This window comes from Serratia sp. DD3 (assembly GCF_000496755.2).
The window spans coordinates 41787-56378 of sequence record NZ_AYKS02000017.1; the positions used below are offsets into that span (position 1 = coordinate 41787).

Annotated in this window: 10 protein-coding genes; 2 read left to right on the forward strand and 8 right to left on the reverse strand. The window is 50.3% G+C overall.

The annotated features are described in order from the left end of the window. Nucleotides 1–56: 56 nt before the first annotated feature. The 4 genes from wzzE to trxA all read right to left on the reverse strand — a co-directional run bounded on the left by wzzE (nucleotide 57) and on the right by trxA (nucleotide 4632). Nucleotides 57–1109: an ECA polysaccharide chain length modulation protein gene (gene wzzE, locus IO95_RS03020; protein ID WP_023489389.1), complete on the reverse strand. Its 1053-nt coding sequence runs from the start codon at nucleotides 1107–1109 to the stop codon at nucleotides 57–59. A 20-nt stretch (nucleotides 1110–1129) separates the two neighbouring features. Then, nucleotides 1130–2227, reverse strand: coding sequence for a UDP-N-acetylglucosamine--undecaprenyl-phosphate N-acetylglucosaminephosphotransferase (wecA, locus tag IO95_RS03025; RefSeq protein WP_152554885.1), 1098 nt, complete (start codon nucleotides 2225–2227; stop codon nucleotides 1130–1132). Nucleotides 2228–2503: 276 nt separating this feature from the next. Continuing rightward, nucleotides 2504–3763, reverse strand: coding sequence for a transcription termination factor Rho (gene rho, locus IO95_RS03030; protein ID WP_021181558.1), 1260 nt, complete (start codon nucleotides 3761–3763; stop codon nucleotides 2504–2506). Nucleotides 3764–4305: 542 nt separating this feature from the next. Continuing rightward, nucleotides 4306–4632 carry a thioredoxin TrxA gene (gene trxA, locus IO95_RS03035; protein WP_023492843.1) on the reverse strand — a complete coding sequence of 109 codons (327 nt, stop codon included), beginning with the start codon at nucleotides 4630–4632 and terminating at the stop codon, nucleotides 4306–4308. Between the two features lie 254 nt (nucleotides 4633–4886). Here trxA and rhlB point away from each other — a divergent pair, with 254 nt between their 5' ends. Continuing rightward, nucleotides 4887–6173: an ATP-dependent RNA helicase RhlB gene (gene rhlB / locus IO95_RS03040; protein ID WP_023490484.1), complete on the forward strand. Its 1287-nt coding sequence runs from the start codon at nucleotides 4887–4889 to the stop codon at nucleotides 6171–6173. Nucleotides 6174–6182: 9 nt separating this feature from the next. Next, nucleotides 6183–7676 carry an exopolyphosphatase gene (gene ppx / locus IO95_RS03045; RefSeq protein WP_023490485.1) on the forward strand — a complete coding sequence of 498 codons (1494 nt, stop codon included), beginning with the start codon at nucleotides 6183–6185 and terminating at the stop codon, nucleotides 7674–7676. 46 nt (nucleotides 7677–7722) lie between these two features. Here ppx and rep read toward each other — a convergent pair whose 3' ends face one another. From rep to IO95_RS03065, 4 genes are all read right to left on the reverse strand, one after another. Further along, the gene (gene rep, locus IO95_RS03050; protein ID WP_037383765.1) at nucleotides 7723–9744 is read right to left on the reverse strand and encodes a DNA helicase Rep; all 2022 of its coding nucleotides are present in this window, start codon (nucleotides 9742–9744) and stop codon (nucleotides 7723–7725) included. 119 nt (nucleotides 9745–9863) lie between these two features. Continuing rightward, nucleotides 9864–11357, reverse strand: a complete 1494-nt coding sequence (locus tag IO95_RS03055; RefSeq protein WP_023490487.1) for a pitrilysin family protein — start codon at nucleotides 11355–11357, stop codon at nucleotides 9864–9866. Between the two features lie 225 nt (nucleotides 11358–11582). Then, nucleotides 11583–12869: a dicarboxylate/amino acid:cation symporter gene (locus IO95_RS03060; RefSeq protein WP_023490488.1), complete on the reverse strand. Its 1287-nt coding sequence runs from the start codon at nucleotides 12867–12869 to the stop codon at nucleotides 11583–11585. A 323-nt stretch (nucleotides 12870–13192) separates the two neighbouring features. Further along, nucleotides 13193–14572: a DASS family sodium-coupled anion symporter gene (locus IO95_RS03065; protein WP_023490489.1), complete on the reverse strand. Its 1380-nt coding sequence runs from the start codon at nucleotides 14570–14572 to the stop codon at nucleotides 13193–13195. Nucleotides 14573–14592: the final 20 nt, after the last annotated feature.

Sequence of the window (14592 nt, forward strand, 5' to 3'; positions counted from 1 at the left end):
TGAACTCCCTAGGACATGCTTATTTTAACGCTCTTTTATTTCAACTTTCTTTTATCTCAACTGCGAGGCCGACGCACCAAAGCCACACCAGCACCCACCAAGCTACCAATCGCCCCCCACATAATCAACCAGAATACCCGGCGTGGGCTGTCACGTTTCACCGGCTCTTCTGGTGTACGCAGATAGCGGAATGTCTGAAAATTAGTATCTGGCGTCGGGCCAGCATGCAAGGTGGTCAGCATGGCCCGATTTTGGTCATAATCGAGATCATAGGTTGGACCTGATGCCTGTAACCCTTCCAGACGCGCTTGAAGCGTCGGTTTACCCAGCATGAAAAGGTCAGAATCGGGTAGCTGTTCTGCCGGAATATTGGTCTGAGCACGGTTAATCCCTTGTTGCTCAGCAATTTTCAGTGCTTGCTGGACACTCTTGAGCTCACGTTGATAAACCGCATCTGCCACCGCTTCCTGACGTTTGACCTGGGCATTCATAGCGGTAGTACGCGCAGCCCAAGCGCCCTGAATATCTTCATTCAAATGCTGTGCCGCACGGTGGCTGGCAAAATCCACATACTGGCGCAACAATTGATTAGAGTCAGCGGCAGTTTCTGCCGTTAACTTCACGTTGTCATTGAGTACTTTTTTATCATCACGAGGGGTGAACTGAATATTGTTAATCAGCTCATCTAACAACGCCGCATCGGCGCGTGCATCCCCTTTCTGACGCTGTTTGTAATAATCATTTTGTAACCAGAATTCGCGACGTGTGTCATAGGCGGCCAACTGCATGATGAATTCATTATAGGCTTCATCGGCAATCCCTGGCTGCTCACCCGCCACTGCGGGCATGGTGCGCACATCAAGATTACGCAGGAATTGTCGCTGAGAGTAATATCCCCCCAACGAATTAACTGTTGGCTTATCAGTGATTGCGGTGGCGCTCCACTCCTGCTTTACCAGATAGGAGACAAGCAGTGCGACCACAGCAAATAGCAGCGCAAAACCAATAATCCATTTTTTACCGCGCCACAGGGTAGAGCACAGACCGCGAATATCCAGTTCGTTGTCAACCACCGTAGCACTCTTATCAGACGTTGTTTCAGAAATCATCACTGCCCTAAAGCCTCAGGTTAAGGTACTTGCTTGTTGTGCATTGAATTACGAATACGGCGCTTGATACGTTTGATATAACGAGCAACACGCCACGCACGTTTAATGCAATAGCCATAAAAAAAGAATGCTAGCAAAAACAGCACCAACATCACCCATTCCGGAATGAAACTTAGCCGTTCGCCGATAATACCTATCGCTGCCAGGATTGCCGCGGCCAACGTGATCAAAACAAAGGCCTGACGCGGCGTAAAACCGGCCCGCATAATCAGGTGATGGATGTGTTGACGATCAGGTGAGAATGGGCTCATCCCCTTGCGCAGGCGACGATACATGATGGCAATCATATCCATCAAAGGAATGGCAATAATCCAGAGTGCCGTCACTGGCCTAATGGGATGGTTTTCCCCTTGCGAACTTTGCAACAGTAACCAGATAGCGGTAAAACCAATCAGCGTGCTGCCCGCATCCCCCATAAATACTTTATAGCGGCGGCCAAGAACACCCAGATTCAGTAAAATATAAGGGACAATGGCGGCCAGCATGGCAAAGCACCAAAAGGCGAGCTCATTGTTGCCACTTTGATAGAGCAGAATCCCCATAGCACCAAATGACACGCAGGAGAGTCCACCCAGCAAACCATCAATGCCGTCCACCATGTTAAAGGCATTGATCGCCGCCCAAACAGCGAACAGGGTCACCAAGTAGCCAAACGGACCCAGCAGCATTTCCCAGTTACCAAATACCTGGCCGAGGCTATGCAGATAGAGGTCGGCGAACAGCATCATCGCCACTCCAACCAGGGCCTGCACGGTGGCTCGAATTTTGACACTAATATCAAAACGATCATCCAGCGCCCCAACGAACACCAACACACCCGCACAAGCGAGGTAGAGCTTGCTGTGCACAATCGGTACATCGGTGATCAGGAAAGCGAAACACAGGCCAGCATAAACAGAAATCCCCCCAACCAGCGGGATTAGGCCCTGATGACGTTTCCGATAATTCGGCTTATCAACCAAACCAATGCGCTTTGCTACCTTGCGGGCAACAAACAAAAAAGCCAAAGAAAACAGAAAAACAAAAAGGATTTCAGTACTCATAGTGAGTATGTTCACGGTTAACGAATCTCTAAAAAAAGATAAGGTAGCTTAGCATGAGTAAAAATGGCACCACTATCATCACCCAGCAACCTTTTCAGTCAATTCCTATGACAATAGACATGTCTTCATACATTTGCACTCATCACCTTAAGCTGATAAGTGCAAATCAGACGAAGTCTCAGTAAGTCATCAGGGTAGCTCACTTAGTTATTACTCTTGCTTATCGTATCCGCCAAAAGCAAAAAACGCCATGACTAGGCATGGCGTTCGACAACTTTTTTACTCACCCAATCATGAACGCTTCATCATATCGAAGAATTCATCATTGGTTTTGGTCATCGCCAATTTATTAATGAGGAACTCCATTGCATCAATCTCACCCATCGGATGAATGATTTTCCGCAGGATCCACATTTTTTGCAGCTCTTCCGAAGTGGTAAGCAGCTCTTCTTTACGGGTACCGGAACGGTTGTAATCAATAGCAGGGAAGACACGCTTCTCGGCAATTTTACGTGCCAGGTGCAGTTCCATGTTACCGGTGCCTTTAAACTCTTCGTAGATAACTTCATCCATTTTAGAACCGGTATCAACCAGTGCCGTAGCGATGATGGTCAGGCTGCCACCCTCTTCAACGTTACGTGCGGCACCGAAGAAACGCTTGGGACGGTGCAAGGCATTGGCATCCACACCACCGGTCAACACCTTGCCTGAAGCAGGTACCACGGTGTTGTAGGCGCGTGCCAGACGAGTAATGGAATCAAGCAGAATGATCACATCCTTTTTATGTTCTACCAAGCGCTTGGCCTTCTCGATCACCATTTCCGCCACTTGTACGTGACGTGAAGCAGGCTCGTCAAACGTAGAGGCGATCACTTCCCCTTTCACCAGGCGCTGCATCTCGGTCACTTCTTCCGGACGTTCGTCGATCAGCAACACCATCAACACACAATCGGGGTGATTGTAAGCAATGCTCTGGGCAATATTCTGCAGCAGCATGGTCTTACCGGCCTTGGGTGGCGCGACAATCAAACCACGTTGACCACGGCCAATCGGTGCTGCCAAATCCAGCACCCGCGCAGTGAGATCTTCAGTAGACCCATTGCCACGTTCCATACGCAAACGCGAGTTAGCATGCAGCGGCGTCAGGTTTTCGAATAGGATCTTGTTGCGGGCGTTTTCCGGCTTGTCGTAGTTGACTTCATTCACTTTCAACAAGGCAAAATAGCGCTCACCTTCTTTAGGTGGACGAATCTTACCGGAAATGGTGTCACCAGTGCGGAGATTGAAACGGCGGATTTGGCTGGGAGAAACGTAGATATCATCAGGGCCTGCGAGGTAGGAACTATCTCCAGAACGGAGGAAACCAAACCCATCCTGCAGTATCTCCAACACACCATCGCCGAAGATATCTTCCCCACTTTTCGCATGTTGCTTAAGTATAGAGAAGATAATGTCCTGTTTACGCAAACGGGCCAGGTTTTCCAGCCCCATATTTTCGCCAAGAGTAATCAACTCAGAAACCGGCGTATTCTTTAATTCGGTAAGATTCATAGTAGAGGTTCTTAAACTCGGGGTATATCTCGAACTTGTAACGTGAATGGTATGGCAGCGTATTTTACCCGTTGCTTTTCAAACTGGCAGGACTCACTCACACAGTCATTCAGGGTGGTTGGGTTGCCGCTTTGCTACAGCTTGAAATGCATTAGATATTCGTGCCTGTTACTGCACAGTCGATCACTAACCATTAAACATCGAGGTAAGAAACACCTTACACGGGACATAAGCACTGGCAGTTGATGATCAAAGGTGCTTTAAAAACTGATTTTGCAAAACCGCTTGATTGTCAAAACGTAGGCTAAATTAACAGTCAAATGACAAGGCCGATGATTCGACATAAAGCTCAGATTCAGACTCTTTAGATTTAATACTTCAGGTAAGTTCTATATGCAGTGTGGTTAAACTTAACACGCTTCTTGGCGGGCGTCTAGCAGTAAATCCGCTGCCAGACGCCTGCACTGGGTAGATACCCATCGCCATGTAAGCTACAGCACTATTGGCTGCAACCTCTGATGGAACCTGGGTATGCCCCCCGCTTACAGATTCGCGCTCAGAAAATCTTTGAGCTGACTCTTGGACAACGCACCCACTTTAGTCGCCGCCACTTCACCATTCTTGAACAACAACAGCGTAGGAATACCACGGATGCCATACTTCGGGGCGGTAGCCGGGTTTTGATCAATGTTCAGCTTGGTAATAGTCAGCTTGCCAGCGAATTCTTCAGCAATCTCATCCAGGATCGGGGCAATCATCTTGCACGGACCACACCATTCAGCCCAGAAATCGACCAAGATTGGCCCTTCGGCTTTCAGCACATCAGAATCAAAGCTATCGTCAGTCAGGTGAATAATTTTATCGCTCATATTCTACTCCACAGGATCATGTCTACCTTGTTGGTGTAGCATTAACCAACTCAGGCGATTTTATACCCGTTTCTATTCAAGTTGCCAATGTTGGCTAGGTGTATACGCCCGGAGCACTGACTATTTATGTCAGCTCACCAGAGTATATACTGCCCTTCTGGTGACAGCTTGAATGCACTTGGGTCTATTTCACCGTGTTTATTTCAACGGATATGCTTTCGTAAAGCAACAGTTAGCTGATATTCTAACACACTATGAGCAAAACACACTTGACCGAACAGAAGTTTTCCGACTTCGCCCTGCACCCGTTAGTCCTTGAAGCCCTTGAGAAAAAAGGGTTTTACCACTGCACGCCCATTCAGGCGTTAGCATTGCCGCTCACTCTCAGTGGGCGCGACGTTGCAGGTCAGGCGCAAACCGGTACCGGAAAGACGCTGGCATTTTTAGCGTCTACTTTTCACTATTTGTTAACCCACCCGGCAAAAGAAGATCGCCAAACCAACCAGCCACGAGCCTTGATCATGGCGCCCACCCGTGAACTGGCGGTACAGATCCATGCTGATGCTGAAGCCCTGTCACAATCAAGCGGGCTGAAACTGGGCTTGGCCTATGGGGGTGATGGCTACGATAAGCAGTTGAAGGTGTTGCAAGACGGGGTAGATATCCTGGTTGGCACCACCGGGCGTTTAATTGATTATGCCAAGCAGAACTATATTGACCTGGGGGCAATCCAGGTTGTGGTACTTGATGAAGCTGACCGGATGTACGATCTGGGCTTTATCAAGGATATTCGTTGGTTATTCCGCCGCATGCCTAGCGTCAATCAACGGCTAAATATGCTCTTTTCCGCCACTTTGTCCTATCGCGTGCGTGAACTGGCCTTTGAACAAATGAACAACGCCGAATATGTGGAAGTGGAGCCGGAGCAAAAAACCGGTCACCGCATTAAAGAGGAGCTGTTCTACCCTTCCAACGAAGAAAAAATGCGCCTGTTGCAGACACTGCTTGAAGAAGAGTGGCCTGATCGCTGTATTATTTTCGCCAATACCAAACACCGCTGTGAAGAGATCTGGGGCCATCTGGCTGCTGATGGTCACCGTGTTGGTTTATTGACCGGTGATGTAGCGCAGAAAAAGCGCCTGCGTATTCTTGATGACTTCACCAAGGGCAACCTGGATATCCTGGTGGCAACCGATGTAGCAGCCCGTGGCTTGCATATCCCGTTGGTCACCCATGTATTCAACTACGATCTGCCGGATGACTGTGAAGACTACGTACACCGTATTGGCCGTACTGGCCGCGCCGGGGAAAGTGGTCACTCCATCAGCCTGGCCTGTGAAGAGTATGCCCTTAACCTGCCCGCCATTGAGACCTATACCGGCCACAGCATTCCGGTGAGTAAATACAATAGTGAGGCGTTAATGAGTGATTTGCCGGCACCGAAGCGCCTAATGCGCCCAAGAGGCAGCAATGGCCAGCGCCGTGGTAGTGCACCCCGCCGTGGTAATGCGCCACGTAATCACCGTAAACGCACAAGCTGACCAATCACTATGCCCACATCCAGCACCCTCTATGCCGCCATCGACCTAGGTTCTAACAGTTTCCATATGTTGGTGGTGCGTGAGGTGGCTGGCAGTATCCAGACCGTGGCGCGTATCAAGCGTAAAGTACGCTTGGCGGCGGGCTTGGGCCAAAACAACCATCTCTCCCAAGAAGCGATGCAGCGTGGCTGGCAGTGCCTGCGGTTATTTGCCGAACGCTTACAAGATATCCCACGCGAACAGATGCGCGTGGTGGCCACCGCCACGTTGCGCCTGGCAAACAATGCCAGCGAATTTCTACACACCGCCGAAGCCATTCTCGGCTGCCCAATACAAGTGATCACCGGCGAAGAAGAAGCAAGGTTAATCTATCACGGGGTCGCCCATACCACCGGGGGGCCTGAACAGCGCTTGGTGGTGGATATTGGCGGCGGCAGTACTGAACTGGTGGTGGGTACCGCCTCGCAGGCAGATCAACTTTATAGCCTGCCGATGGGGTGCGTTACCTGGCTTGAGCGTTTTTTCAGTAACCGCGACCTGGAGCGGGATAACTTTGAAGCGGCGGAGTTGGCAGCCCGTGAGATGGTACGCCCCATCGCGCCACAACTGCGGCAGCATGGTTGGCAGATTTGTGTTGGTGCCTCTGGCACGGTGCAGGCACTGCAAGAAATTATGGTCGCCCAGGGAATGGACGAATGCATTACCCTACCCAAACTACGCCAACTAAAACAGCGCGCCATTCAATGTGGCAAATTGGAAGAGCTGGAAATTGAAGGGTTGACGCTAGAGCGTGCGCTGGTATTCCCCAGTGGCCTGTCCATCCTGCTGGCTATTTTCCAAGAATTAAACATTGAAAGCATGATGCTGGCAGGCGGTGCACTGCGTGAAGGCTTAGTGTACGGCATGTTGCATTTACCGGTGGACAAAGATATTCGCAGCCGGACACTGCGCAATCTGCAACGCCGTTATCTGCTGGATATCGAGCAGGGTGAGCGCGTGAACCAGTTGGCGGCGAACTTCTGTTTGCAGACTGCCAACCAATGGCCGTTGGATACTCGCTGCCGTGAGTTACTGCAAGCGGCCTGCCTGCTCCATGAAATTGGCCTAAGTGTCGATTTCAAACAAGCGCCGCAACACGCGGCCTATCTGGTGCGCCACCTTGATTTGCCCGGCTTTACCCCAGCACAGAAAAAGCTGTTGGCCACCTTGTTGCAAAACCAGTGCAATGCTCTTGACCTGTCACTGTTAAGCCAACAAAACGCCGTGCCCGCCGAGATGGCACAGCATCTGTGTCGCATTCTGCGCCTAGCGATCATCTTTGCCAGCCGCCGCCGCGACGACACCCTACCTGCGGTACGCTTACGGGCTAATCAGCAAGAGCTGCATGTAATTTTGCCTCATGGTTGGTTAGGCCAACACCCATTGGGTGCTGAAGCACTGGAACAAGAAAGCCGCTGGCAGGGCAATGCCCATTGGCCGCTCTTATTGGATGAGCAAGATTAGTTTGCATCGCCTGATAGAATAGAAGCTGACTCACTATCGCCTGACTTTATCCCCCTTTGGCCTTCGCTAGCATCGCTTTTACATTCGCCAAATGGCTTTGCCCTTTCTGCATCCGCTCTTGTGGGCTCAGCACTTTTCGCTCACTCTCCCAGGCGAGATCATCCTGTGGCAATTCCAACAGGAAGCGGCTGGGTTCTGGGCGCACTAACTCACCGTATTGGCGGCGTTCACGACATAAAGTAAAAAACAGCTCTTTCTGCGCGCGAGTGATGCCGACATAAGCCAGACGGCGCTCTTCGTCGATATTGTCCTCATCAATGCTACTTTGGTGGGGCAACAGCCCCTCTTCCATCCCCACCAAGAACACATAGGGGAACTCAAGCCCCTTGGAAGCATGTAGCGTCATCAGTTGTACCTGATCCAGATCTTCATCACCTTCCCCCCGCTCCATCATGTCGCGCAGGGTAAAGCGCGTCACCACCTGGGTCAGGGTCATCGGTTCATCCAGTTCGCTACCTTGCAGCATTTCGCTCATCCAACCAAACAGCGTGTTGACGTTTTTCATGCGCATTTCAGCCGCTTTCGGGCTGGGGGAGGTTTCAAATAGCCAGCTTTCGTAATCCACTCCCCTAAGCAGGTCACGCACCGCCATCAGTGGTTCACGTTCCACCCTTTGCGCTATTTCTGCCATCCAGTGGGTAAAGCGCTGTAATGATTCCAAACCACGGCCAGTCAAGTGTTGGCCCAAGCCGAGATCAAAACTGGCGTTAAACAGGCTTTTATTGCGCTGGTTGGCCCACTCCCCCAATTTTTGCAGCGTTGCCGGGCCAATCTCGCGCTTAGGGGTGTTGACGATACGCAAAAAGGCACTGTCATCATCGGGGTTGGTTAACACGCGCAGATAGGCCAGCAAATCCTTGATCTCAGGGCGCGAGAAGAAGGAAGTCCCCCCTGAAATTTTGTACGGGATGCGGTTTTGCATCAGCATTTTTTCAAACACCCGCGACTGGTGGTTGCCTCGATAGAGAATGGCATAATCACCGTAGTGGGTCTTCTTGATAAAGTGGTGGGCAATCAGCTCACCCACCACCCGTTCCGCCTCATGATCTTCATTGTTGGCGGTGATCACTTTCAGTTCTTCGCCGTAACCCAACTCGGAAAAAAGCCGTTTTTCAAACACATGGGGATTATTGGCAATCAGGATATTGGCAGCTTTCAGGATACGTTCGCTGGAACGGTAGTTTTGCTCCAGTTTAATCACCTGCAATTGGGGGAAATCCTCCTTCAGCAACACCAGATTTTGTGGGCGGGCACCACGCCAAGAGTAAATAGACTGGTCATCATCCCCCACCACGGTAAAACGCGCGCGGTTACCCACCAGCAATTTCACCAGTTGATACTGGCTGGTGTTGGTATCCTGATACTCATCCACCAACAGATAACGGATTCGGTTCTGCCAGCGTTCGCGTACTTCCTGATTACGCTGTAGCAGTAAGGTCGGCAGCAGGATCAGATCGTCAAAATCCAATAAGTTACAGGCCTTCATATGGGTCTCATACAACCCATAGCAATGGGCAAACAACTTGTCACGCTCAGATCGAGCCAACCCCATGGCCTGTGTCGGGTCCACCAGGTCATTCTTCCAGTTGGAGATGGTGGAAATAAGCTGCGCCACCAGCGTTTTGTCATTTTCCAGCCATTTCTCAGTCAGTTCTTTCAATAGCGCCAACTGATCCTGATCATCAAACAACGAGAAGTTGGATTTCATCCCCAAAGCGGCATATTCGCGTTTGATCACCTCAAGACCTAACGTGTGGAACGTCGAGATGATCAGGCCACGGGCCTCTTTGCGTGCCATGGTGTGTGCCACGCGCTCTTTCATCTCCCGCGCGGCTTTGTTGGTGAAGGTCACCGCCACAATTTGCCGGGCCTGATAACCACATTGCTGGATCAAATGGGCGATTTTATTGGTGATCACTCGCGTCTTGCCGGAACCGGCACCAGCCAGCACCAGACAAGGTCCGGTAACGAACTCCACTGCGTGTTGTTGGCTGGGGTTTAATCGCATGGTGACTTATTGCTCAAGATGATTGGGGGCGAAATTGTAGCAGAAAGGAGCGGCGAGATGGCGATTAGTCATCATGCAGCTGCAAGAATATCCCCTGCAGCCTGCATGAATATAGATTACTACAGGTGGGTTTCTGCGGCGGTCGCTTTCACGGCTTCAACCGGTTTGACCTCTTCATGGGGCACTTGGCCCGGTGTCATGATGCCATTATAAATGTCCTGCAACTGCTTCATGTTCATTTCCGGCTCCCCCTTGGGTTGCAGCAACACCAGGGTAGCATCTTGTGACAATTGCAGTTTCAGTTCCTGATTGAGCGCTTCCAGCGTCAATGAAGCCAAAAATGCCTGGCGCAACTGCTGATACTGCTCAGGGGCGATATCCACCACACCACTTTGCTGTGAACGCAAGCGTTGGCTCATCAATACGTCAGTATCAGTACGTGCATAGGTGGTAAACAGTTTGTTGAGCTGCTCAGTCTTCAGCCCCTGCAATGCCGTGAATTCCTGCGCAGAGAAACCATTTTTACGCACATTGGCCAATTCGCGGGCAATCACCGCCAAGCTGCTGTTCAGGTCACTGTTAGGGGAGTTGAGATGGATTGCACACTGAGCCCGTTGATACAGTACGCGACAATCAAACCCTAGTTGAATATTTTTCTGCCCGTTCTTCTGCAACACCTGCTGAATATGCCAGAACAAGGCTTCACGGGCGATATCACTACGCCAGTAACGATTCAGGCTTTGCGAATCACGAATAGGATGCCAAGGGGTATCCCACATAATTGACAGCGTACTCTGCTTCACCTGATCGCTCGGGAAACTGACCGGATCAACGGGTAACGCAGCTAACGTTGGCATGGTGGCAGGTGTCTCGCGTTTGCCACTAAGTGACGAGAAAGCCTTATTGATCTGTTCACTCAAACTGCGGCTATCCACTTTACCGACGATGTATAGCGTCATGGCATCAGGGGTATACCACTGTTGGTAAAATGTCTTCAGTTGTTCAATATCCACGGGCCGCTTAATCGGTTGCCCTGGGTCATGCGCCAACAGTGTTGAACCTTTCAGCCGATAACGCCACCAAGAATCTTGCGGATTCAGCGGGTAGGTGCCAATAGGATCCATATCGCTATTGATCACCGCATCCACAGTTTGCTGGTCTATCGCTAGTTTACCGGTGGTATCCGCAAGCCAGGCCAACGCCTCTTTAAGCAGATCCGGGCGGTTATTCGGCAGGCTCAGGTTATAAACGGTGAAATCATAAGAACTGATCGCGGGGGGGAATGGCTTGTCACTATCCACGCCTTGCTGTAACAACGAACGTAACTGAGGCGGGGTAAAACTCTCGCTACGCGTTACGGCAATACGCGGTAACAGGTGAGCAAAACCCACTTGTTGGGAAGACTCCACCAGCGAGCCAGTATTGACCATCAGCCGCAATTCAACCCGATCACTCGGGCGCTGTGGTGTATCAAGGATCTGCCAGGAAAACCCATTTTCCAATTGCCCTTGCTGCCAGGCGGGATCCGGTTGTAGTGCTTCAGCCAGCGCGCAACTATTGGCCGCAACCAACAACAGCCCACCCACTAAAAGACGAATTCTGGTACCCTGCATGTAAACCCCTACTTGATCACTTTTCAAATTTTTATACAGATTTCAATCGAATAACCTGGGTCGCTGTGCCCTGAATTTCACAAGGCACAAAGTGTACCACGTTGTTAGACCATGCATATTGATGGATGTTACTTAGCAATGTGAAAAATAATCTCTACTTTGTTGTCACTCAAGCTGCAGGGGGTAAGCTGCAACTTGAATGAACCGGGGTCTAGCGAGGAAAAATCAGAGAGTGGACTTGACTGGCTCTGGTTGAGCTACCGGGTTGTTGAGTTCGTGATTCAGTTGCTGCTGGTCAAGTTGCTTGCACCATTTAGCCACCACCACCGTCGCCACACCATTACCCACCAGATTGGTCAATGCGCGTGCTTCTGACATAAAACGGTCAATCCCCAGAATCAGCGCCAAACCCGCCAGGGGTAAATGCCCCACTGCCGAAATAGTAGCGGCCAACACAATAAAACCGCTGCCCGTGACGCCCGCCGCCCCCTTGGAAGAGAGCAATAACACCACCAGCAATGTCACCTGATGAATGATATCCATCTGGGTATTGGTTGCCTGAGCGATAAATACCGCGGCCATGGTCAGGTAGATTGAGGTGCCATCAAGGTTGAAGGAGTAACCAGTCGGGATCACTAACCCCACTACCGATTTCTTGCACCCCAGTTTCTCCATTTTATCCAACATGCGGGGGAGTACCGATTCGGAAGAAGAAGTTCCCAGCACAATCAGCAGTTCTTCTTTGATATAACGAATAAATTTGAAGATATTGAAACCGGTGTAACGGGCAATCGAGCCCAGCACCACCACCACAAAAAGCACACAGGTAATATAGAAACAGATGATCAATTGCCCAAGTTGTACCAGTGTGCCCACACCATACTTACCGATAGTGAATGCCATTGCACCGAACGCCCCTATCGGTGCCAAACGCATGATCATATTGATGATGCCAAAGATCACGCGCGAGAAACTTTCGATCACGTTAAAGATCAGTTGCCCCTTTTCACCCAAGTGATGGAGTGCAAAACCGAATAACACGGCAAACAGTAATATCTGCAAGATATTGCCACTGGCAAACGCACCAATCACACTGCCGGGAATAATATCCAGCAGAAACGGGACAATCCCCTGTTCGGCCCCCTGTTGGACATACACCGCCACCGATTTGGCATCCAGTGTACCGGGGTTAACGTTCATTCCCACCCCCGGTTGTACCACATTCACAATCACCAGCCCGATCAATAGCGCAATAGTACTGACAATTTCAAAGTACAACAGCGCAATCGCGCCGGTACGGCCCACCGCTTTCATGCTCTCCATACCTGCGATACCAGTCACGACGGTACAGAAGATCACCGGGGCGATAATCATTTTAATTAATTTTACAAACCCATCACCCAACGGTTTCATCTGAGCACCAAGATCAGGGTAGAAATGGCCAAGCAAGACACCTAACGTAATTGCAGTTAATACTTGAAAATAAAGGCTTTTATAGAATTGTTTTTTCATTTTCAACATCCTTAGGGGGGAAACGGTGCGATAGGTAGGCATTCACTCGTCTACACTGTTCATCGCACGCGCAAAAATAACACTGCAATAACAACATGGAAATAATTTGTTGTTCACCCTAAATAGTTATTTGTAAATTTTAAGAGATGAAACGAATCAGTTTTTCACTGTGGGAATTCAAGTGGTGGGAAAGGTTGCCTGATTACTCGGCCTGACATTTGGCAGGAACACCGCGATTGATACGGATATCTACTGAAGATAATCAGGACGCACAGCGATGTACGTCCTGTGATCAGGGCAGGCAATCCGCGCTGCCCGACAACTTAACGCCAGACGAACCATGCGAATAAGGTAACAACCAGCACACATATAATATTGAGCCAGAAACCAACTTTGACCATCTCACTCTGGCGTATCATCCCGGTACCATAAACAATGGCATTGGGCGGCGTGGCGACCGGTAGCATAAAGGCGCAGGAAGCCCCAATACCGATCACAATGGTCAACAGTGCTGGGGGCATCCCCAAGGCTTCGGCAACGGTGGCAAAGATCGGCACCAACAGCGCAGCACTGGCGGTATTGCTGGTAAACTCAGTCAGGAAGATAATAAATACCGCAACGGCCAGAATAATAATAAACCAGTGGCTGCTGCCAAACAGGGTTGCCATACCTTCTGCCATCACTTTGCTGGCACCGGTATCTCTCAAGATCACACTCAGCGTCAAACCACCGCCGAACAACATCAAGACGCCCCATTCGGTGTTCTGCTGGATTTGCGCCCAACTGGCAACCCCACTGATACCGATCAGGATCACTGCCGCGACCGCAACCACGGTATCAAACTGTTTTATTCCCCCTAAAACCGCACTGATGTAGCTACTAAAAATCCAGCACACCACGGTAAGCAAAAAAATACCCAGGGTGATCTTACGTGACGGGCTCCAGGTGAACTCTTCCAGGCTAATGCTGAACTGGTGGTTCAGGCTGGGGCGCAACATCAGATAGAGCGTACCCACCATCAGCGGCATCAATACCAGCATCACCGGAATACCAAACTTCATCCAACCCATAAAATCCAGCCCAAGCTGGGCGGCAGCAATGGCATTGGGTGGGCTGCCAACCATAGTGCCAAGCCCACCGATACTGGCGCTGTAAGCAATCCCTAACAACAGGAAAACATAAGTGTTATGTTCCCGCTCCCGGTCAAGATTCGACAAAATCCCCATCGCCAGCGGCAACATCATGGCCGCCGTCGCCGTATTACTGATCCACATGGAAAGTGCTGCCGTAGTGGCAAATAACATCAAGGCAGCCACCAACATCCGGCCACGAGCTAACAGCAGCAGCCGATTGGCAATCAACCGATCAATCTTCTGAATATGCAATGCAGTAGCCAGCGCAAAACCACCGAAGAACAGGAAAATGGTGGGGTTAGCAAAAGACGCCAGTGCCTTATCCACATTCATGATCCCCATACCGATCGCCATAATCGGTACCAAGAGCGCAGTAATGGTGATATGTATCGCCTCAGTCAGCCACAAAATGCCGATAAATACCAACAAGGCCAGCCCCATATTCTCTTGGGCATTAAATGGCAAAGTTTGCAGCAACACCACAAACAACAAAAGATCGGCAGCCAGAATAAACAGGCCTCGCCGAATCGCTGGTGAAGAGGTGGAAGGTTTAAGTGGTAGATCAGCCATAAAAAGTTCCCTAAATTAGA

What these genes read in the sequence shown, in the direction of transcription:
- ppx (WP_023490485.1), top strand. Translation starts at nt 6,183, where the DNA reads ATGCCCACATCCAGCACCCTCTATGCCGCCATCGACCTAGGTTCTAAC.
- IO95_RS03060 (WP_023490488.1), bottom strand. Translation starts at nt 12,869, where the DNA reads ATGAAAAAACAATTCTATAAAAGCCTTTATTTTCAAGTATTAACTGCA.
- wzzE (WP_023489389.1), bottom strand. Translation starts at nt 1,109, where the DNA reads ATGATTTCTGAAACAACGTCTGATAAGAGTGCTACGGTGGTTGACAAC.
- IO95_RS03065 (WP_023490489.1), bottom strand. Translation starts at nt 14,572, where the DNA reads ATGGCTGATCTACCACTTAAACCTTCCACCTCTTCACCAGCGATTCGG.
- rho (WP_021181558.1), bottom strand. Translation starts at nt 3,763, where the DNA reads ATGAATCTTACCGAATTAAAGAATACGCCGGTTTCTGAGTTGATTACT.
- rhlB (WP_023490484.1), top strand. Translation starts at nt 4,887, where the DNA reads ATGAGCAAAACACACTTGACCGAACAGAAGTTTTCCGACTTCGCCCTG.
- IO95_RS03055 (WP_023490487.1), bottom strand. Translation starts at nt 11,357, where the DNA reads ATGCAGGGTACCAGAATTCGTCTTTTAGTGGGTGGGCTGTTGTTGGTT.
- rep (WP_037383765.1), bottom strand. Translation starts at nt 9,744, where the DNA reads ATGCGATTAAACCCCAGCCAACAACACGCAGTGGAGTTCGTTACCGGA.
- trxA (WP_023492843.1), bottom strand. Translation starts at nt 4,632, where the DNA reads ATGAGCGATAAAATTATTCACCTGACTGACGATAGCTTTGATTCTGAT.